Origin of the sequence: Caenimonas aquaedulcis, assembly GCF_015831345.1 — a bacterium.
In the GTDB taxonomy this organism is placed as follows: domain Bacteria; phylum Pseudomonadota; class Gammaproteobacteria; order Burkholderiales; family Burkholderiaceae_C; genus Ramlibacter; species Ramlibacter aquaedulcis.
Genome location: NZ_JADWYS010000001.1, coordinates 3,401,936 through 3,421,291, shown reverse-complemented (window position 1 = coordinate 3,421,291; position 19,356 = coordinate 3,401,936). Strand labels below are relative to the sequence as shown.

Annotated in this window: 14 protein-coding genes and 1 riboswitch; of the genes, 4 read left to right on the top strand and 10 right to left on the bottom strand. The window is 67.8% G+C overall.

Features of this window, described 5'->3' with window-relative positions; all coding sequences use genetic code 11:
* Positions 1-70: 70 nt before the first annotated feature.
* Positions 71-145, bottom strand: a riboswitch (S-adenosyl-L-homocysteine riboswitch).
* A gap of 46 nt (positions 146-191) precedes the next feature.
* Positions 192-1,274, top strand: coding sequence for an ATP-dependent DNA ligase (locus I5803_RS16425; protein ID WP_196987401.1), 1,083 nt, complete (start codon positions 192-194; stop codon positions 1,272-1,274).
* A 9-nt stretch (positions 1,275-1,283) separates the two neighbouring features.
* On the opposite strand, the gene I5803_RS16420 is transcribed toward I5803_RS16425, so the two are convergent.
* Positions 1,284-2,897 (bottom strand): tetratricopeptide repeat protein, encoded by a 1,614-nt coding sequence (locus I5803_RS16420; RefSeq protein ID WP_196987400.1) that lies wholly within the window; start codon positions 2,895-2,897, stop codon positions 1,284-1,286.
* A gap of 145 nt (positions 2,898-3,042) precedes the next feature.
* Between I5803_RS16420 and I5803_RS16415 the strand changes: the two genes are divergently transcribed.
* Both I5803_RS16415 and I5803_RS16410 read left to right on the top strand, forming a co-directional pair.
* Entirely contained in the window at positions 3,043-4,671 is a 1,629-nt protein-coding gene (locus I5803_RS16415) for a peptide chain release factor 3 (protein ID WP_196987399.1), read from the top strand.
* A 10-nt stretch (positions 4,672-4,681) separates the two neighbouring features.
* The gene (locus I5803_RS16410; RefSeq protein WP_196988593.1) at positions 4,682-5,479 is read left to right on the top strand and encodes an HAD-IIB family hydrolase; all 798 of its coding nucleotides are present in this window, start codon (positions 4,682-4,684) and stop codon (positions 5,477-5,479) included.
* Here the strand turns inward: I5803_RS16410 and I5803_RS16405 are convergent.
* The 3 genes from I5803_RS16405 to uvrA form a co-directional block, all read right to left on the bottom strand.
* A complete protein-coding gene (locus tag I5803_RS16405) occupies positions 5,472-6,437 on the bottom strand; it encodes a Bug family tripartite tricarboxylate transporter substrate binding protein (RefSeq protein ID WP_196987398.1) in 966 nt (321 codons plus the stop codon). The genes I5803_RS16410 and I5803_RS16405 overlap by 8 nt on opposite strands.
* Positions 6,438-6,552: 115 nt before the next feature.
* Positions 6,553-7,599, bottom strand: a complete 1,047-nt coding sequence (locus tag I5803_RS16400; RefSeq protein ID WP_196987397.1) for a histone deacetylase family protein — start codon at positions 7,597-7,599, stop codon at positions 6,553-6,555.
* Positions 7,600-7,660: 61 nt separating this feature from the next.
* Complete coding sequence (gene uvrA, locus I5803_RS16395) at positions 7,661-13,414, bottom strand: excinuclease ABC subunit UvrA (RefSeq protein WP_196987396.1); 5,754 nt, start codon at positions 13,412-13,414, stop codon at positions 7,661-7,663.
* A 181-nt stretch (positions 13,415-13,595) separates the two neighbouring features.
* Between uvrA and I5803_RS16390 the strand changes: the two genes are divergently transcribed.
* A complete protein-coding gene (locus I5803_RS16390) occupies positions 13,596-14,123 on the top strand; it encodes a pyridoxamine 5'-phosphate oxidase family protein (protein WP_196987395.1) in 528 nt (175 codons plus the stop codon).
* On the opposite strand, the gene I5803_RS16385 is transcribed toward I5803_RS16390, so the two are convergent.
* From I5803_RS16385 to I5803_RS16360, 6 genes are read right to left on the bottom strand one after another with little or no spacing between them, the layout of a single operon-like run.
* Positions 14,120-14,761, bottom strand: coding sequence for a 2-hydroxychromene-2-carboxylate isomerase (locus I5803_RS16385; RefSeq protein WP_196987394.1), 642 nt, complete (start codon positions 14,759-14,761; stop codon positions 14,120-14,122). The two genes, I5803_RS16390 and I5803_RS16385, sit on opposite strands and share 4 nt — an antisense overlap.
* Positions 14,758-14,982, bottom strand: coding sequence for a DUF1289 domain-containing protein (locus tag I5803_RS16380; protein ID WP_354001678.1), 225 nt, complete (start codon positions 14,980-14,982; stop codon positions 14,758-14,760). The genes I5803_RS16385 and I5803_RS16380 overlap by 4 nt, the downstream gene beginning before the upstream one ends.
* Complete coding sequence (locus I5803_RS16375) at positions 14,979-15,482, bottom strand: YbaK/EbsC family protein (protein WP_196987393.1); 504 nt, start codon at positions 15,480-15,482, stop codon at positions 14,979-14,981. Before I5803_RS16375 ends, I5803_RS16380 begins: the two co-directional genes overlap by 4 nt.
* 6 nt (positions 15,483-15,488) lie before the next feature.
* A complete protein-coding gene (locus I5803_RS16370; protein WP_196987392.1) occupies positions 15,489-16,397 on the bottom strand; it encodes a hydroxymethylglutaryl-CoA lyase in 909 nt (302 codons plus the stop codon).
* Between the two features lie 4 nt (positions 16,398-16,401).
* On the bottom strand, positions 16,402-17,322 hold the full coding sequence (locus tag I5803_RS16365; protein WP_196987391.1) for a 2-hydroxyacid dehydrogenase: 921 nt from the start codon (positions 17,320-17,322) through the stop codon (positions 16,402-16,404).
* A gap of 13 nt (positions 17,323-17,335) precedes the next feature.
* Positions 17,336-19,354 carry an acetyl-CoA carboxylase biotin carboxylase subunit gene (locus I5803_RS16360; RefSeq protein ID WP_196987390.1) on the bottom strand — a complete coding sequence of 673 codons (2,019 nt, stop codon included), beginning with the start codon at positions 19,352-19,354 and terminating at the stop codon, positions 17,336-17,338.
* Positions 19,355-19,356 lie beyond the last annotated feature (2 nt).

The window sequence follows — 19,356 nt, the reverse complement described above, 5'->3', positions numbered from 1 at the left end:
GGACGGCTCCAAAGGCAAATGTTGTGAGGAACCACTGCTTTGGAGGGAGGGACTCACCACACGCGAAAACAGTGGGTGAGCGTCGTTGCCTGGATAGATCCGAGCCTCGCATCGATGGAAAGATGCTGCAACGCTCCTCGGATGGGCGCAATTATAGGGACAATGGCTACCCCTCGCCACCAAAGCCTTTCATGTCCACGTCCCCCACCGCCGCCCCGCGCCCGCCCGTCGTCCCGATGCTGGCGAAGATCGCGGATGAGCTTCCCCAAGGCGAAGGCTTCCTGTTCGAGCCCAAATGGGACGGCTTCCGCGCCCTGGTCTTCAGCACGTCCGAAGGCATCTACCTGCAGAGCCGGGACGGCAAGCCGCTCAACCGTTACTTCCCCGAGCTGGAAAAGGCCCTGGGTGAAGTCCTGCCCAGGGGCTGCGTGCTGGACGGCGAGATCATCGTGTCGGTCCAGGGACGGCTGGATTTCGATGCGCTCCAGCAGCGCGTGCATCCCGCCGTGTCGCGGGTCGCGCGCCTGGCCAAGGAGACCCCCTCGTCCTTCGTCGCGTTCGACCTGCTCGCCGCCGGCGGCAAGAGCACGATGGCCGTGCCGCAGGGCGAGCGACGCGTGCGGCTGGAGCGCCTGGTCGGCCACGCGAAACCGCCCCTGTACCTCACCCCCATGACGCGCGACCGGGCGGTCGCGGTCGACTGGCTCAAGCAGTTCGAAGGCGCGGGCCTCGACGGGGTCGTGGCCAAGCCGGAATCGCTGCCCTACCAGCCCGGCAAGCGGGCGATGATCAAGATCAAGCACGCGCGCACGGCGGACTGCGTGGTGGCCGGGTTCCGCTGGTACAAGGAGCGCGACGACGCGATCGGATCCCTGCTGCTCGGCCTCTACGACGACGCCGGCGTGCTGCAGCATGCGGGCGTGACCTCGTCCTTCACCATGGCCGCGCGCGTGCAGCTCGCGGAGGAACTCGAGCCGCTGCGAAAAGACGCGCTGGAAGGCCACCCGTGGCGCGACTGGGCGAACGCCGAGGCGCACGGGGACAACCGCCTGCCCGGCGCGCAGAGCCGCTGGAGCGGCGACAAGGACCTCACGTGGCAGCCGCTGCGCATCGAGCGCGTGTGCGAGGTGAAGTACGACCACCTGCAGGGCGACCGCTTCCGGCACGCGACCACCTTCCTGCGCTGGCGCACCGACAAGCAGCCGCAGGACTGCCGCTACGACCAGCTCGAGACGGCGACGCCGATGGAGCTCTCGAAAGTCTTCAAGGCCTGAGCGGCCGGGCTACTGCTGCGAGAAGAAGCCCCCGCGGTTGCTGGAGGCGAGCTCCGACACGGTGTCCTTGACGAGGTCCTGCAACTCGGCCAGGTGCTCGGTGCGATAACCGGTGAACATCAGCACCAGCACGCGCTGCTTGAGCAGCAGCAGCGCGAACCCGTCGACCCGGTTGGCCTGGCTGATGCCGGAGCGCACCAGCGCATAGGCGCGGTCGTCGTCCGCGACGACCTTGTCCAGGCGGTACTTGCCCGCCGCGACGGCGGCCTGTACCTGGTCGCGCATCTGCTTGCGGATGTCGGCGAACATCGCCGGCGTGACCGCCACGGCGGGGTCCGCCCCGTACCGGCCGATCTCGATGTTGCGGTAGGGGCCGGGCAGGCTCAGCTTCACGCGGTCCATGTCTTCCTGGCGCGTCAGGACCATCAGCAGCGGACGCAGCTCCGGATCGTTCGGCCGCATCTGCTGCACCCACTCCGCCGTCTGCCAGCCGTTCGTGTAGCCCCTGGGCGCCGGCACGTCCAGCTTCACGCTGCCGATCTGCACGCTGTCGCCGTGCGCGAGCGCGGGCAGGGCCTCCTGCCGCGGCCGGACGCCGGCCTGCGGCGTGTAAGCGTCGGCGCGCTTGACCACGTTGTCGATGTCCGCCTGCGGCATGTCTTTCGCGAGGATCACGCGGCGTTCGTTGGCGCGCTCCGACGCGCTCGTGCCGCCGCGCGACGCCACGGTGTACCAGTAGACGGCCTCGGTGCGGTTGCGCGGCACGCCGACGCCGGAATTGAACGCGTCCCCCAGCAGCAGCTGCGCCCAGTTGTTGCCCTGCTGCGCGGCGGCGTCCGCCCAGCGCACCGCCGTGGCGGCCTCCCGCGGGACGCCCCAGCCCTGCCAGTACGCCAGCGCCACGCCGTATTGCGCATTGGCATGCCCGGTTTCCGCCGCCTTGCGATACAGCGCGGCGGCCGCCGCGTAGTCGCGGGTCACCGCCGTCCCGCGCGTCAGCAGGCTCGCGTATTCGATCTGGGCCGCCGTGTTGCCGCGATCGCTCGCGAGCTTCAGCAGTTCCGCGCCGCGCGCCTCGTCCTTCGCGACGCCGTTGCCGGAGAGCAGCGTGATCGCGTACATCGTCGTGCCGTTGTCGTTGCCCGCGTCCATCGCGCGCTGGAACAGCCCCGATGCGCGCGCCTCGTCCTTCTTCAGCTCCCACCAGCCGTAATACAGCGCCCGGCCCAGGATCAGCGCGGCTTCCACATTGCCCGCCGTGCTCAGCTCCTCGAGGATGCGCACGGCCTGCGCGGTGTCCCTGGCCACCCCGGTGCCATTGCCCAGCGCATAGACCAGGTCCAGTTTCGCGGGCAGGCTCCCGGCGTCCGCCGCGCGCCGCAGGAGCGCCGCCGCGCGCGTCTCGTTGCGCGGCTCGCCGAGGCCCAGGGTCGCCATCCGGCTCAATTGGTAGATGGCGTTGGCGTTGTCCGGCTCGCGCTCGAACTGCGCGCGCGCGGTGGCGTAGTCGCGCACCGCGAGCGCATCCACCCCGGCCTTGTAGTCCGCGAGCACCGGCGCCGACGTGGCCGCCACCAGCATGAAGAACGCGGCTGCGCGCGCCCGTGATCCGAGGTAATGCATGGAATCCCCTGTTTCCCGAAATTATTGCCGAACGCCCGGGATGACCCATCCGTGGCGACCCGGTTCCCGGCCGCCTCCGGCCGGCCGGAGGCGTCTTCTGCGAAAATCGTGGGTTTTTCCCACCGTCCGGCCCGCGCCGCGCCCCATGTCCTACGCTTCCGAAACCCGGCGTCGCCGCACCTTCGCCATCATTTCCCACCCCGACGCGGGCAAGACCACGCTCACGGAAAAGCTGCTGCTCTTCTCGGGCGCGATCCAGATCGCCGGCTCCGTGAAGGCGCGCAAGGCCTCGCGCCACGCGACGTCCGACTGGATGGAGATCGAGAAGCAGCGCGGCATCTCGGTGGCGTCGTCGGTGATGCAGATGCTGTACCGCGACCACGTCATCAACCTGCTGGACACGCCGGGCCACAAGGACTTCTCCGAGGACACCTACCGCGTGCTCACCGCCGTCGATTCGGCGCTGATGGTGATCGACGCGGCCAACGGCGTGGAAGCGCAGACCCGCCGCCTGATCGAGGTCTGCCGCCAGCGCGACACGCCCATCATCACCTTCGTCAACAAGATGGACCGCGAGGTGCGCGAGCCGCTGGACATCCTGGATGAGGTGGAGCGCGAACTCGGCATGCCCTGCGTGCCCATGACCTGGCCGGTCGGCCAGGGCAAGAGCTTCGGCGGCATCATGAACCTGCGCACGAAGACGATGACCGTGTTCGAATCCGGCTCCGAGCGGCGCCCGCAGGACTTCGAGACCATTCCCCTCGCCGACCGCGAGACGCTGCTCAAGCGCTTCGGCCACGAGTTCGAGTCCGCCGGGCAAAGCATGGAACTCGCGGTCGGCGCATCGCCGCAATGGGACCATGCGGCTTTCCTCGCGGGCAAGCAGACGCCCGTGTTCTTCGGCTCCGGCGTGAACAACTTCGGCGTGATGGAAGTGCTGGAAGCCCTGGTGGACCTCGCGCCGCCGCCCGGCCCGCGCACCAGCCAGCTCGTGGTCAACAAGCAGCCGGTCGTGAAGGTGATCGAGCCCGCCGACCCGAATTTCTCCGGCGTCGTGTTCAAGGTGCAGGCCAACATGGACGCGAACCACCGCGACCGGATCGCGTTCGTCCGGATGGCCTCGGGCAAGTACAGCCCCGGCATGAAGCTCAAGGTGCAACGCACGGCCAAGGAATTGCGGCCGACGTCGGTCGTCACTTTCCTGTCGCAACGGCGTGAAGCCGTCGACGAGGCCTACGCCGGCGACATCATCGGCTTCACCACGCACGGCGGCGTGCAGCTGGGGGACACCATCACCGACGGCGCGAACCTGCAGTTCACCGGCCTGCCCTTCTTCGCGCCCGAACTCTTCATGACCGTGATCCTGAAGAACCCGCTGCGCACCAAGCAGTTGCAGCAGGGCCTCGCGCAGCTCGGCGAGGAAGGCGCGATCCAGGTCTTCCGCCCGCAGATCGGCGGCCCGATGCTGCTGGGCGCGGTGGGCCAGCTGCAGTTCGAAGTGGTGCAGCACCGGCTCAAGTCCGAATACGACGCCGACGTCCGGCTCGAGGGCTGCCAATACACCGGTGCCCGCTGGATCACCGCGGACACGCCGGCGGAACTGCGCGCGTTCACCGACGCGTATCCGCAGCGCATGGCGCTCGATGCGGCGGACACGCTCGCCTTCCTCTGCACATCGCCGTACGACGTGCGCCTCGCACAGGAGCGCTTCCCGAAAATCCATTTCCATCCGCTGCGCGAGCATGCGGGCCTGGCTTTGCACAATGCAGGCTGATCGCAACGCCATGCTGGAACTTGCGCAATGGCCCGTGGCCGACCGGCGCGGCATCATCGGCGTCTTGACGGACATCGACGACACGCTCACCACCGAAGGGGCGGTGACCGGCGACGTGCTCGAAGCGCTGGCGCAATTGCGCGGCGCGGGCATTCACGTCATCCCGATCACCGGACGGCCGGTGGGGTGGAGCGAGCCGTTCGCCCTGCAGTGGCCCGTCGATGCGATCGTGGCGGAGAACGGGGCGGTGGCGCTGCGCCCTCACCTGCACCAGCTTCGCAAGATCTACCAGCAGGACGAGGCATTGCGGGAGCGCAACTTCGCGCGCATGCAGCAGGTCGCCGCGCGCATCGTCGACACGGTGCCCGGCGCCTCGCTGTCGCGCGACAGCGACGGGCGCGAAACCGACATCGCCATCGACCACAGCGAATTCACGACGCTGCCCCAGGCCTGCATCGACCAGGTGGTGAAGCTGATGCAGGACGAGGGCATGAACGCCACGGTGAGCTCCATCCACATCAACGGCTGGTACGGCGACCACAACAAGCTGGCCGGCGCGCGCTGGATCGTGCGCGAGCTGTTCGGGCGCGAACTCGACGACGAGATCGACCGCTGGGTCTACGTCGGCGATTCGACGAACGACGTGCTCATGTTCGAGCACTTCCCCCACAGCATCGGCGTGGCGAACATCCGCCGCTTCGAGTCGCAGCTGACGCATCCGCCGCGCTACGTCACGCCCAGCGAGCGCGGCGCGGGCTTCGCCGAGGTCGCTCGCGCCATCCTCGCCGCGGGCAGCGCTTCTACTTGACCAGGCCGAGTTTCTCGACGAGCGCCTTCTCGGTGAGGAACGTCTCCTGCGCGAACTTCGCGTATTGCGCGGAGCTCATGTACATCGGCAGCATGTCGTAGCGGTTCAGCGCGGCAACGTAGCTCGGGTCTTCCATGGCCTTCTTGAACGCATCGTGCAGCTTCGCCACGACGTCCGGCGGCGTGCCGCGAGGCGCGCCGATGCCGAACGGCGAGTTCTGCACGATGTCGATGCCGAGCTCCTTCAGCGTCGGGACGTCGGGGTATTTCGGCAGGCGCTTGTCGCCCCACACGTTCAGCACGCGAACCTTGCCCGCATCCACCAGCGGCGCCCAGCCCGTGGAGTCCGAGCCGGCCATGAGCTGGCCGCCCATCAAGGCCTGGTTCAACTCCGCATTGCCCTTGTAGGGGATGTGATTGAGCTGCAGGCCGAGCTTCTGCGCGATGAGCTCGGTGGTGAGGTGGGGGCTCGTGAGCACGCCCGTCGAGCCGTAGCTCAGCTTGCCCGGGTTTGCCTTCGCGTACGCGACGAAGTCCGCCCAGTTCTTGATCGGCCCGTCCACCGGCGCCACCATCCCGAATGCGTAGCCGGTGACGTTGATGATGTACGAGATGTCCTTGACGGGATCCCAGGTGAGCTTGGTCGTGTAGGGAAGACGGAACACGCCCAGCGGGATCTGAGCGAGCGTGTAGCCATCGGCCGGTGAAATCTGCAGCGCCTGCGCGGGGAGGCTGCCGCCCGCGCCGGCCTTGTTCTCCACGACCACCGGTTGCCCGAGGATCTTCGATGCGTTGTCCGCCAGCGAGCGCATCGTGATATCCGTCGGCCCTCCCGCGGGGAAAGCGATCAGCAGCTTGATCGGCTTGGCGGGAAACGTGGCGCCGGCCTGCGCCCACGCGCCGATGGACGGGGCGGCGAGGGAAGCGGCGGCGAATCGGACGAGCTGGCGGCGGCGCATGTGTACTCCTGCGTGGTAAAGCCACGATTCAAGCGCGCCCATGCCGCGCCCGCAATCGGGACTCTCCCACCCCGCGTGGGCCACGCAACGCGGCTGTGTGCGGAAAGCAGTCGCGTCAGCCGGCCCGCTGCCGGAAACCGTCGAGCACGTTGACGGCGTTCGTGCCGATTTCCTCGACGGCATAGCCGCCCTCGAAGACGAACACCGTCGGCAGGCCGGCAGCCGCGATGTCCTCGCCCACCCGCAGGTAATCGGCACTCTGCAGCCCGAAGCCGGAGATCGGGTCGCCTGCAAAGGTGTCCACGCCCAGCGAGACGACCAGCGCATCCGCCCCGAATGCGGAGATCGCACGCAAGGCCTGCGACATCGCCTCGCGCCAGGACGCAAAGCCCGTCCCGCGCGGTAGCGGCAGGTTGAGGTTGCAGCCCGCGCCCGCCCCCTCCCCGCGTTCATCCGCATGCCCGAGAAAGAACGGGTACTCCGTGCGTGGATCGCCGTGAACGCTTGCGAAGAACACATCGCCGCGCCCGTAGAAGATCGCCTGCGTGCCGTTGCCGTGGTGGTAGTCGATGTCGAGCACCGCCACGCGCGAAACGCCGGCGTCGCGCAGCGACTGCGCGGCGATGGCGGCGTTGTTGAGGAAGCAGTAGCCGCCGAAGAAGTCCGCGCCCGCGTGATGGCCGGGAGGCCGCGAGAGCGCGAACGCGCTGCGCGCGCCGTGCTGCACTTCACGCGCCGCGGCGAGCGCGCAGCACGCGCCTTCACGCGATGCGACCCAAGTCCCCGACGTCAGCGGGCTGCCCGCGTCGTACGAGTAGAGGCCCATGCGCGCGGCGAAATTGTCCGGGACCACGTCCGACCGGAAGGTGCGCACCGGCCACACGGAAGGCAGCGCGTCGCGCTGCGCATTCGCCGGGTCCAGCGCCACCCATTCGTCCCACGCCGTCTTCAGGAAGTCGACGTAGCGCTGCGCATGCACGCGCGTGATCGCGCGCTCGGGAAAGTCCGGTGCCGCTTCGATCGCCCCGAGCCCGCGTGCCTTCAGGACATCGAGCACGTGGTCCTGCCGGGCCGGCACCTCGAAACAAGGCACGAGCTCCCCCCGGAACATTTCCATCTTGCCCTGGTGGAGCGCGTGGTGCGCGTTGTAGAAAGTTTTCATGGCTTTGTCTTCCTCTGCGTCCTCTGCGAAAACCTCTGCGCCCCTCTGCGTTCAAAAAGCCTTAGCGTGCCAACACCGGAGCCAGCGCAACGCCGGTATGCGTCCCCTTCTTCACCACCTGTTCAGGCGTCGCCGCGGCCACCACCTTGCCACCGGCGTTCCCGCCTTCGGGCCCCAGGTCGACCACGAAATCAGCCTCCGCGATCACATCGAGATCATGCTCGATCACGATCACGCTGTGCCCGCCATCGACCAGCCGGTGCAGCACGCGCACCAGCTTCTCCACGTCCGCCATGTGCAGGCCCACGGTGGGCTCGTCGAGCACGTACAGCGTGTGCGGCGGCTTCTGCCCACGGCGCGTGATGTCGTCCCGCACCTTCGACAGTTCCGTCACCAGCTTGATGCGTTGCGCTTCGCCGCCGGACAGCGTCGGGGACGGCTGCCCCAGCGTGAGGTAGCCCAGGCCGACGTCCTTGAGCAGCTGCAGCGGATGGCTGATGTTCGGCATCGCGGAGAAGAACTCCACCGCCTCGTCCACTTCCATGCGCAGCACGTCGCCGATGTTCTTGCCGCGCCAGGTGACGGCGAGCGTCTCCGGGTTGAAGCGCGCGCCATGGCAGGACTCGCACGGGATCTTCACGTCGGGCAGGAAGCTCATCGCGATGGTGCGCACGCCCTGGCCTTCGCAGGTGGGGCAGCGGCCTTCGCCCGTATTGAACGAGAAGCGACCCGGTCCGTATCCGCGCGCCTTGGCTTCCAGCGTGTCCGCGAAGAGGCGGCGGATCGTGTCCCAGAAACCGATGTAGGTCGCAGGGCAGGAACGCGGCGTCTTGCCGATGGGCGTCTGGTCGACTTCCAGCACGCGGTCCACCACCTGGTAGCCGTCCAGCCCCGAGCAGCCCGACCACGCGGGGTGCTTGCCCTTGTCGTCCGCGTCGCGGCCTGCCTTGGTGTAGCGCTGCTGCACCGCCGCCTGCACGTTGTGCAGCAGCACGTCGCGTGCGAGCGTGGACTTGCCCGAGCCCGACACGCCCGTCACCGCGACGAGGCGGTACAAGGGGATGTCGATGTCCACGTCCTGCAGGTTGTGCAGGTCCGCACCGCGCAGTTCGAGCCAGCGCATGTCCCCGCCCTTGACCGCGCGCCGCGCCTTCACCGGGTGCTTCATCGCATGCAGCAGGTAGCGACCCGTCACCGACTCCTCCACCGCCGAGATGTCCGCCGCCGAACCCTGCGCGATCACGCGGCCGCCGCGCTTGCCCGCGCTGGGGCCGATGTCGATGATGTGGTCGGCGCGGCGGATCGTGTCCTCGTCGTGCTCCACCACCACCAGCGTGTTTCCCTTGTCGCCGAGCTTGTGCAGCGCGTTCAGCAGGATCTGGTTGTCGCGCGCGTGCAGGCCGATGGTCGGCTCGTCCAGCACGTAGCAGACGCCTTGCAGGTTCGAGCCGAGCTGCGCGGCAAGCCGGATGCGCTGCGCCTCGCCCCCCGACAGCGTGGGCGCGCCGCGGTCCAGCGTGAGATAGCCGAGGCCCACTTCTTCCAGGAATTCCAGCCGGCTCTTGATCTCGGGGATCAGGTCGCGCGCGATGCCCTGCTCGCGTACCGACAGCACGTCCTTCACCTGCAGGCTCTCGATCCAGCGGCGCACGTCCACCACGGACAGCGCCGCGATCTCGTCGATGCCGGTCTCGTCGAACTTCACATGGCGCGCCTGCACGTTCAGCCGCGCGCCATGGCATGCGGGGCAGGACTCGTCGCCGACGTCTTCCACTTCCGGCTCGGCGAAGGTCTGCTCGCGGCCCTTGTTGTCGGCATCCTGCACGGTGTCGTCGTACGCCTTGCGCTGGTCGCGCGTGAGCTTCACGCCGGTGCCCACGCATTCGGGGCACCAGCCGTGCTTGCTGTTGTAGGAGAAGAGCCGCGGGTCCAGCTCGGGGTAGCTCGTGCTGCAGATCGGGCACGCGCGCCGTGTCGAGAACACCTCGACCTTGCCGATGTGGTGGTGCGCGCCGAGCCCCGCCAGCATCGCGCCCTTGAGCCCGTCGAGCGGCGCGAGCACGTGCAGCACGCCCTTGCCGTGCTCCAGCGCCACGGCGATCTTCTCGCGCAGCAGGGCCTCGTGCTCGGGCTTGATGTCGAGGTCGCACACCGGCAGCTCGATCGTGTGTTCCTTGAACCGGTCGATGCGCGGGAAGCCCGTCGTCGGCAGGAAGTTGCCGTCCACGCGTAGGTGGGTGTAGCCGCGCGGTCGCGCCCAGTCGGCAAGCTCGGTGTACACGCCCTTGCGCGCAACCACCAGCGGCGCGAGCAGGCCGATGTGGTGCCCGCGATAGCGCTTCATGATCTGCGCGGCGATGCTGTCCGCCGATTGCGGGCGCACCTCCGCGTCATCGTGCACGCAGTGCTGCACACCGAGCTTGACGTACAGCAGGCGCAGAAAGTGCCAGACTTCCGTGGTCGTCCCCACGGTCGATTTGCGCCCGCCGCGCGACAAGCGCTGCTCGATGGCCACGGTGGGCGGAATGCCATACACGGCATCGACCTCGGGCCGTCCGGCCGGCTGCACGATGCTGCGCGCATAGGCGTTGAGCGACTCGAGGTAGCGGCGCTGACCTTCGTTGAAGAGGATGTCGAACGCGAGCGTGGACTTGCCCGAGCCCGACACGCCCGTCACCACGCTGAACTTGTTGTGCGGGATGTCCACACTGAGGTTCTTGAGGTTGTGCTCCTTGGCGTTGACGATCTGGATGGCGTTGGGCCGCGACGCACGCAGGTCCGCGCTGTTCTTCATCGTGAGTGCGTAGTTCGCCGCGCGCTCCTCGATGCTGTGCACCCCGAGGCCCAGCGTGCTGTCGTATTCGCGCAGGGCCTTCGCGGTGTGCGAGCTCGCGTGCAGCTTCACTTCCTCCGGCGTGCCCTCGGCGACGATCAGGCCACCCGCATCACCGCCTTCGGGGCCGAGGTCGATGAGCCAGTCGGCCGCGCGGATCACGTCGAGGTTGTGCTCGATGACGATCAGCGAATTGCCGCCTTCGAGCAGCCTGCGCAGCGCGCGCATCAGCTTGGCGATGTCGTCGAAGTGCAGGCCGGTGGTCGGCTCGTCGAACATGAAGAGCGTGCCGCGCGTGGCGGTGGACTGGCGGCTGGACGTCGCGCTCTTGGCGGCCTGCGCGAGGAAGCCCGCGAGCTTCAGGCGCTGCGACTCGCCGCCGGAGAGCGTCGGCACGGGCTGGCCGAGCTTCACGTATTCGAGGCCGACGTCGACGATGGGCTGCAACGCGCGGATCACGTCGCGATCGTTCGCGAACAGTGCGGCGGCCTCGCTCACCGTGAGGTCGAGCACGTCCGCCACGTTCATCGTGCGGAAATTGGAATCTGACCCCCATTTTCTTTCGATGGTGACTTCGAGGATTTCGGGGCGGTAGCGCTTGCCGTCGCAATCGGGGCAGCGCAGGTAGACGTCGGAGAGGAACTGCATCTCGACGTGCTCGAAGCCGGAGCCGCCGCAGGTCGGGCAGCGGCCGTCGCCGCTGTTGAAGCTGAACTTGGAGGCCGTGTAGCCGCGTTGCTTCGCGAGGGGCGAGGTGGCGAAGATCTCGCGGATCGGGTCCCAGGCACCGACGTAGCTCACGGGGTTGGAGCGCGCGGTCTTGCCGATGGGCGACTGGTCGACGAAGACGACGTCGCTCAGGTGGTCGGCGCCCAGCAGCCTGTCGTGCAGGCCCGGCGTTTCCGTCGCCTTGCCGAAGTGCCGCGTGAGCGCGGGCGCGAGCACATCCTGGATCAGGCTGGACTTGCCGGAGCCCGACACGCCCGTGACGCACACGAGGCGCTGCAGCGGGAACTCCACGCTCACGTTCTGCAGGTTGTGCTCGCGCACGCCCTCCAGGATGAGGCGCGGCGTCGCTTCGGTCACGGCGCGCTTGAAGCCCATGCCCACGTGCTTGCGCGCGCCGAGGTAAGCGCCCGTCAGCGTGTCCGCATGGCGCAGGTTCTCGGTGCTGCCGTCGAAGACGATTTGCCCGCCTTTTTCGCCGGGGCCGGGACCCATGTCGATGATGCGGTCGGCGGCGATCATCACCGCGGGATCGTGCTCCACTACCACCAGCGTGTTGCCGGCGTCGCGCAGGCGATGCATCGCCTCGGTGATGCGATTCATGTCGCGCGGGTGCAGCCCGATGCTGGGCTCGTCGAGCACGAAGAGCGTGTTGACGAGCGAAGTCCCGAGCGCGGTGGTGAGGTTGATGCGCTGCACCTCGCCGCCCGACAGCGTGCGGCTCTGGCGGTCGAGCGTGAGGTAGCCGATGCCGACATCCACAAGGTATTTCAGGCGCGTGGTTATTTCTTCGAAGAGGAGCTTGAGCGCCTGCAACTCGCCCTCACCCCCGCCTGCGTTTCCGCCATGCCCCGGCTGCACAAGATCGAAGAACTTCCTCAAGCGATCGATGGGCATCAGCATCAAGTCGTGCAGGCACAAGCCCGGCAGCGCTTCCAGCTGCGCGCGCGTCCAGTCCACGCCCACCGGCATGAAGCGCTTGGCCGGGTCCAGCACGGAATCCGCATCTTCCTTGCTGCCCAGTCGCCACAGCAAACTCTCGGTCTTCAAGCGCGCACCGCCGCACGCATCGCAGGGCGTATAGCTGCGGTACTTCGACAGCAGCACGCGGATGTGCATCTTGTACGCCTTGCTCTCCAGGTATTCGAAGAAGCGCTTGATGCCGTACCACTGCTTGTTCCAGTTGCCTTCCTTGTAGCTGGGCGTGCCGCCGATCACCCACTGCTTCTGCTCGGGCGTGAGCTTGTACCAGGGCGTGTCGCGCGGGATGCCCGCGGTTTCCGCGTGGCGCATCAGGTCGTCCTGGCACTCGGACCAGGCGGGCGTCTGGATCGTCTTGATCGCGCCCGCACGCAGCGTGAGCTTGTCGTTGGGGATCACGAGGCCGTAGTCGACTCCGATCACGCGGCCGAAGCCGCGGCAGGTTTCGCAGGCGCCGACCGCCGAATTGAAGGAGAACATCGACGGGATCGGGTCGGCGTAGCGCAGGTCGCTGTCCGCGCAGTGCAGGCCGGTCGAGAACTTCCAGATGTCGCTCTCGGTCTCGCTCTTCGCGGCATAGACGGACATCCGCCCCGCCCCTCGCTTGAGCGCGACTTCGATCGCCTCCACCGCACGCGCACGCTCGGTGCCCTGGAGCCGGAAGCGGTCCGCGACCACGTCGAGCACCTTGCGCGGCCCGGTCGGCGTGGCGACTTCGCGTTCGGCCTTCACGCGCGTGAAACCGCTGGCCGACAGCCACTGCTCCTGTTCCTCGGGGGTGGTGCTGCCGGGCAATTCCACGGGGAAGGTCACGACGAGGCGCGGATCGCCCGCCGCCACGGAGCGCGCCATCAGTTCGGCGTAGATGGAGTCCGGCGAATCGTGCCGCACCGGCTGGGCCGTCTTGCGGTCGAACAGCTGCCCCGCGCGCGCGAAGAGGAGCTTCAGGTGGTCGTTCAGCTCCGTCATCGTGCCCACGGTGGAGCGGGAGGAACGGACGGGGTTGGTCTGGTCGATCGCGATGGCCGGCGGCACGCCTTCCACCCGGTCCACCGCGGGTTTGTCCATGCGGTCCAGGAACTGCCGGGCATAGGCCGAGAACGTTTCGACGTAACGGCGCTGACCTTCGGCGTACAACGTGTCGAAGACGAGGCTCGACTTGCCCGAGCCGCTGGGGCCGGTCACCACCGTCAACTCACCCGTGCGCAGGTCGAGGTCGAGGTTCTTGAGGTTGTGCTGCCTGGCGCCGCGGATGCGGATCAGTCCCTGGGTCATACGGCCGTGTCTTTCTGGGTTGGGCCGAACATTCTAGGGATGAGCGGGTGTCAGTTCCTGTCATGTGGTTATCCGCGGCGGCGTAGTCGCAATCGCACAGTTGCGGGCGACACCTGCTGACGTCCAGCACGGTACGTTGGCGGGGATCATGCGCCTTGGCCTCTTTCGTACAAGGACACCCATGAGCAAAGACAAAAATCCCCCGACTTTCCAGAAATCCCTCTGGGAACTCATCAAGGACATCAAGTTCGGCATGCTGACGCACAAGCATCCGAACGGCATGCTTCACGCGCACCCGCTGACGACGCAGAACAAGTCGCTGGACGCGGGCGAGCCGCTGTACTTCTTCGTGTCGAAAGCCTCGGAACTCGGCAAGCGCGTGCAGGCCGACGGCAACGTCTGCGTGTCCTATGGCGACCTCAAGGAAGACCGCTGGGTCTCCGTGTCCGGCCACGCGACCGTGAGCGAGGACATGGCCCTGAAGAAGAAGCTCTTCAACGCGATGACCAAGGCCTGGTTCCCCGGCGGCGTGGAAGACCCGGACCTGGAGCTGGTCGCCGTGGAAATCCTGCACGCCGAGTACTGGGACATCAAGGAAAGCAAGACGGTGCAGCTCGTGAAGATGGCCACCGCCGCCGTCACGGGCAACCGCCCCGAAATGGGCGAGCACCGCGAGAGCACGTCTTCCGAAACGGTGACGAACACCTAAGGCCGGGCGCGTTGCGTGCCGGGCAGCCGGGTCTCTGCGTCCCAGTGCCCCTGCCCGAACCACGCATCGCCCTGCAGGTAGGCGCGCAGCATCGGTAGCGCGTCGAAACCCCAGAACAGCTTGTCGTCCACGGCGAAGGTCGGGACGCCGAACAGGCCGCGTGCGATGGCTTCGTCGGCGTTGGTTTTCAGCTCCGACTTCACTGCATCGCTGGCCGGATCGCGCGCGGGCTTCAGCAGTTCCGTGAGTTCCTTGAGGCGCCCGGTATCGGTCGGGTCGGCGCCGCCGCGCCACACTTTCCGGAAAACCGTTTCAGCCACGTAGCGGTTGACCAGGCCATTCGCGCCGCAAGCGAGCGAGAGTCGCAGCAAGGGGAGCGGATTGAAAGGATGGGCCGCCGGCATGTCCATCGGGATGTCGTTCGCGTGCGCCTGCCACAGCACCTGCCGGTAGGTCCATTCGCGCTTGGGCGCGATCTCCGCCGGCCCGAGCTGGCCGTGGTGCTTCAACAGCCCCGCGAACAGCAGCGGCTTGTAGTCGACGGCGTGACTGATGCCCTGCAGCGCCAGCGGCAACTTCTCGAACGCCAGGTAGGCGTAGGGCGAGATGAAATCGAAATAGAAGGTGACCTGCTTCATGCCGACGCCCTCCGTGCGATGCGTTGCCAGACCTCGCGCTTGTCCTCTTCGCGCATGAGTCCCCATGCGGCGATCTCGTCGAGGTTGCGAAAGCAGCCCTCGCACAGGCCGCTCGCGGCGTCCATGCGGCAGATGGAGATGCAGGGCGAGGGCACCGGCTTCGCTCCTGCCGCGTTCACCTCCGCCGCGCGCTCCAGCATCAATTCGGCGGCCGGCGTCACGTCGCGGGCGCCTGCACGACGTCCGCGACCGGCGCGCCCGTCAGACGCTCCAGGTCCTGGGGGCGCAGCCTGAACACGCCATGGGGATGCCCCGCGGCGGCCCAGATCTCCTCGAAGCGAAACAGCTCGCGGTCGATCAGCGTCACGGGCGGCTGCGCATGCGCCACCGGCGACACGCCGCCAATCGTGTAGCCCGTGCGGCTCTTGACGAATTCGGCATCGGCGCGGCCCGTCTTGCCCACCAGCGCATCGACCTTCTTCTCGTCGACACGGCGGTCGCCCGAGGTGATGACGAGCACGGCGGCATCGTCGCTCTTGCGCCTGAAGATGATGCTCTTGGCGATCTGGCCGAGCTCGATGCCCAGCGCATCGGCCGCCTGCTGCGCAGTGCGCGCCGCGTCGTCGAGCATCACCGGCGAGTGCGGGTGGCCCTTGTCCTGCAGCGCCCGCGCCACGCGCTGCACGCCTTCGGGGAGGGAGGAGAGTTCAGCGCCGCACATGCCGGCTCACCCTTCCCGCTTCGTGAGGATCGCGGTCGCCGCCCGCGAGTTCGGCTTGCGCTGCAGGAAGTCGCTGATGTACTTGCCCGCGTCGATCAGCTTGTCGAGGTCGATGCCGGTTTCTATGCCCATGCCGTTCAGCATGTAGACGACGTCCTCCGTGGCAACGTTGCCGGTGGCGCCCTTCGCATACGGGCAGCCGCCCAGCCCGGCGGACGACGTGTCGTATTGCCACACCCCCATCTCAAGCGCCGCGAGCGTGTTGCCCAGCGCCTGCCCGTAGGTGTCGTGGAAGTGCCCGGAGATGTCGTCGATCGAATAGTGCTGCAGCGCCGCCTCCATCGCGCGCTGCACCTTCACCGGCGTGCCGACGCCGATGGTGTCCGCCACGCCGATGTGCTGCACGCCGATCTGCTTGAGCAGCCGCGCGACCATGCCCACGCGCTCGGGCGCGATCTCGCCTTCGTAGGGGCAGCCGACGGTGCACGAAATCGCACCGCGCACGTAGATGCCCTTCGCCTTCGCCGCCGCCACGACGGGCGCGAAACGATCGATGCTCTCCGCGATGGAGCAGTTGATGTTGCGCTGGCTGAAGGCTTCGCTCGCGGCCGCGAACACCACGATCTCGTCGGGCCTGCTCGCCAAGGCCGCCTCGAAACCCTTCATGTTGGGCGTGAGCACGGAGTAGCGCACGCCCGGCTTGCGCTGGATGCCGGCCATGACCTCGGCGGCATCCGCCATCTGCGGCACCCACTTGGGCGAGACGAAGCTGGTGACCTCGATCTCCTTCAGCCCCGCATCCTGCAGGCGGTGGACGAGGCCGATCTTGACTTCGGCGGGCACCGGCTGCTTTTCGTTCTGCAGACCGTCGCGCGGGCCGACGTCGACGATCTTGACGCGGGAGGGCATCTTCATGGCTTCAGTATCCTCTCTGCCGGTCAACCACGCCGGCAATGGGTTCTCCCCGCTCGCTCGCGCGGATCTTCCCTGCGATCTGCGCCACGGTCTCTTCCCGCAGCGTGCGAGCCGAGGTATGCGGCGTGACGGTGATCTTCGGGTGCTGCCAGAACCGATGGCCGGCGGGCAGCGGCTCCGTACGGAACACGTCGAGCGTCGCGCCCGCGAGTTGCCCGCTGTCCAGCAGCGGAATCAGGTCTTCCTCGACCAAGTGCCCACCGCGCGCGACGTTGATCACGTAGGCGCCGGGACGCAGCAGCGACAGCGTGCGGCGGTTCATGATGTCCTGCGTGTCCGGCGTGAGCGGCAGCAGGCACACCAGCACGCGGGTCGCGGAGAGGAACTCGTCGAACTGCGCCTCGCCCGAGAAGCAGCGAACGCCCTCCAGCATCTTCGGCGAGCGGCTCCATCCGAGCACGGGAAAATCGAACTGGCGCACGGCCTGCGCGACCCGTTGCCCGAGGACGCCCAGCCCCATGATCCCGACGGGGAATTCACTGCGATCGCGCGGCTTGCGGTACGACCATTGACCCTTCGCGATCTCGGCCTCGTACACGTCGAGCTCCCGGAAGTGGCGGATCAGCGCGTGGCACACGAACTCCGCCATCTGCACCGCCATGCCGCCATCGTCGATGCGCACGACCATGGCCTGCGGCGGCAGCTTCAGCTCGAGCAGGGCATCGACGCCGGCGCCGATGTTGTAGATGGCCTTGAGCCCCGGCTGCTCGTCGAGGAATTGCTGGGGCGGCGCCCACACCACGCCGTAGTCGGCCTGCGCAGCGCCTGGTCGCCATTCGTCGATGCTCGCCTGGGGCAGCGCGGCCCGCAACGCGTCCACCCAGGGAGCGGCCTTGGTTCCGGTACAGCAAAAGGAAATCTTCATTCCCGCGATTCTGTCACTGCAGCTTCAACAACTCCGCGCCCTCGGCGACCTGGTCGCCGGGCGCGTACATCACCTCCGCCACCGTTCCGTCCACGGGTGCGGCGATGGTGTGCTCCATCTTCATCGCCTCCATCACGGCCAGCGGCTGGCCCTTGCTGACCTTGTCCCCGGCCTTGACGGTGAACGACACGACCTTGCCCGGCATCGGCGCCGTGAGGCGGCCGCCCTCCTCGTGGACTTCCCCTGCATGCGCCAGGAGGTCGATCGCGAGGATCTGCGTCGCGCCGGCCGCGGTGAATACATGGTCGGTCTCGCCGCTCGCATACACGCTCGCCGTGAATCGCTGTCCGGCGTAGTCGACGTCGATGCCATCCGCAGCCGGCGTGAACCTCAACGCGCCGGACACCTGGCCCACCTCCAGCGCCAGCGCGCCGTCATGCAGGTAACGCAGTTCCGCCTGCGCGGGCTCGCCCTGGAATTCGAATGCGAATCGCCGGGTCGCGACGCCGTGCGAGCGCCAGCCGTCGCGGCGACTGAATGGATGGGCGTCCTCGCGCGCCTTCTCGCCGATCAGCGCTTGCGCCACGGCCGCCGCGGCAGCGCGCGCGAGTCCCACGGGTTCCTGTTTGAAGAGCACCTTCTCCTCGCGCGGGATGAGCGCCGTGTCCAGGTTCGCCTGCGCGAAGGACGGGCTGCGCACGACGTGGCGCAGGAACTGCACGTTGGTGGCGAGCCCGACGATGTGCGTCTGCGCGAGCGCCTCGTCCAGCCGCGCCAGCGCCTGCTCGCGCGTCGACCCGTGCACGATCAGCTTGGCGATCATCGAGTCGTAGTACGGCGAGATGGCATCGCCCTCGCCGAAGCCCGCGTCGATGCGCACCGGCGCCGCGTCGTGGAAGGACTCGCCGTCGGCGTTGCGACGGAACGCAACGTGCGCGGGCCAGCGCGCGACGTCGAGCCGGCCCGTGGCGGGCAGGAAGTTGTTGTCCGGGTTCTCCGCGCAGATGCGCGCCTCGATCGCGTGGCCGCGGATCTTGAGTTCGTCCTGCTTCAACGGGAGCGGTTCGCCGTCGGCGACGCGCAGCTGCCACTCGACCAGGTCGAGGCCCGTGATGGCCTCCGTCACGGGGTGTTCCACCTGCAGGCGCGTGTTCATTTCCATGAAGAAGAAGTTCATCTCGCCACCGGCGCGCTGCTCCACGATGAATTCCACCGTGCCCGCGCCGACGTAGTTCACGGCGCGCGCGGCCGCCACGGCGGCGTCGCCCATCTGCTTGCGCATGGCTTCGGTCATGCCCGGCGCGGGCGCCTCCTCCAGCACTTTCTGGTGGCGGCGCTGCACGGAGCAGTCGCGCTCGAACAGGTAGACGTAATTGCCGTGCGTGTCGCCGAACACCTGGATTTCGATGTGGCGCGGACGCTGCACGTATTTTTCGATCAGCACCGCGTCGTCGCCGAAGCTGTTGATCGCCTCGCGTTTGCACGATGCCAACGCGGCGTCGAAATCCTCGGCCTTGTCGACCGCGCGCATGCCCTTGCCGCCGCCGCCCGCGCTCGCCTTGATCAACACCGGGTAGCCGATGCGCGTCGCTTCCTTCGCGAGCAGCGCCGGGTCCTGGTTCGCCGCGTGGTAGCCGGGCACGAGCGGCACTCCGGCCTTTTCCATCAGTTGCTTGGATTCGGCCTTGAGGCCCATCGCCTGGATCGCGGAGGGCGGGGGGCCGATGAAGACGAGGCCCGCATCCGCGCAGGCCTGCGCGAATTCCTCGTTCTCGCTCAGGAAACCGTAGCCTGGGTGGATCGCCTGCGCGCCCGTAGCCTGCGCCGCTTCGATGATCCGCTCCCAACGCAGGTAGCTCTCCTTGGGCGCGCTGCCGCCGATGTGCAGCGCCTCGTCGCAGGCGGCGACGTGCTTCGCGTTCGCATCGGCATCCGAATACACGGCGACGGTGCGCACGCCCATGCGGCGCGCGGTGGCCGCGACGCGGCAGGCGATCTCGCCGCGATTGGCGATGAGTATTTTCTTGAACATGG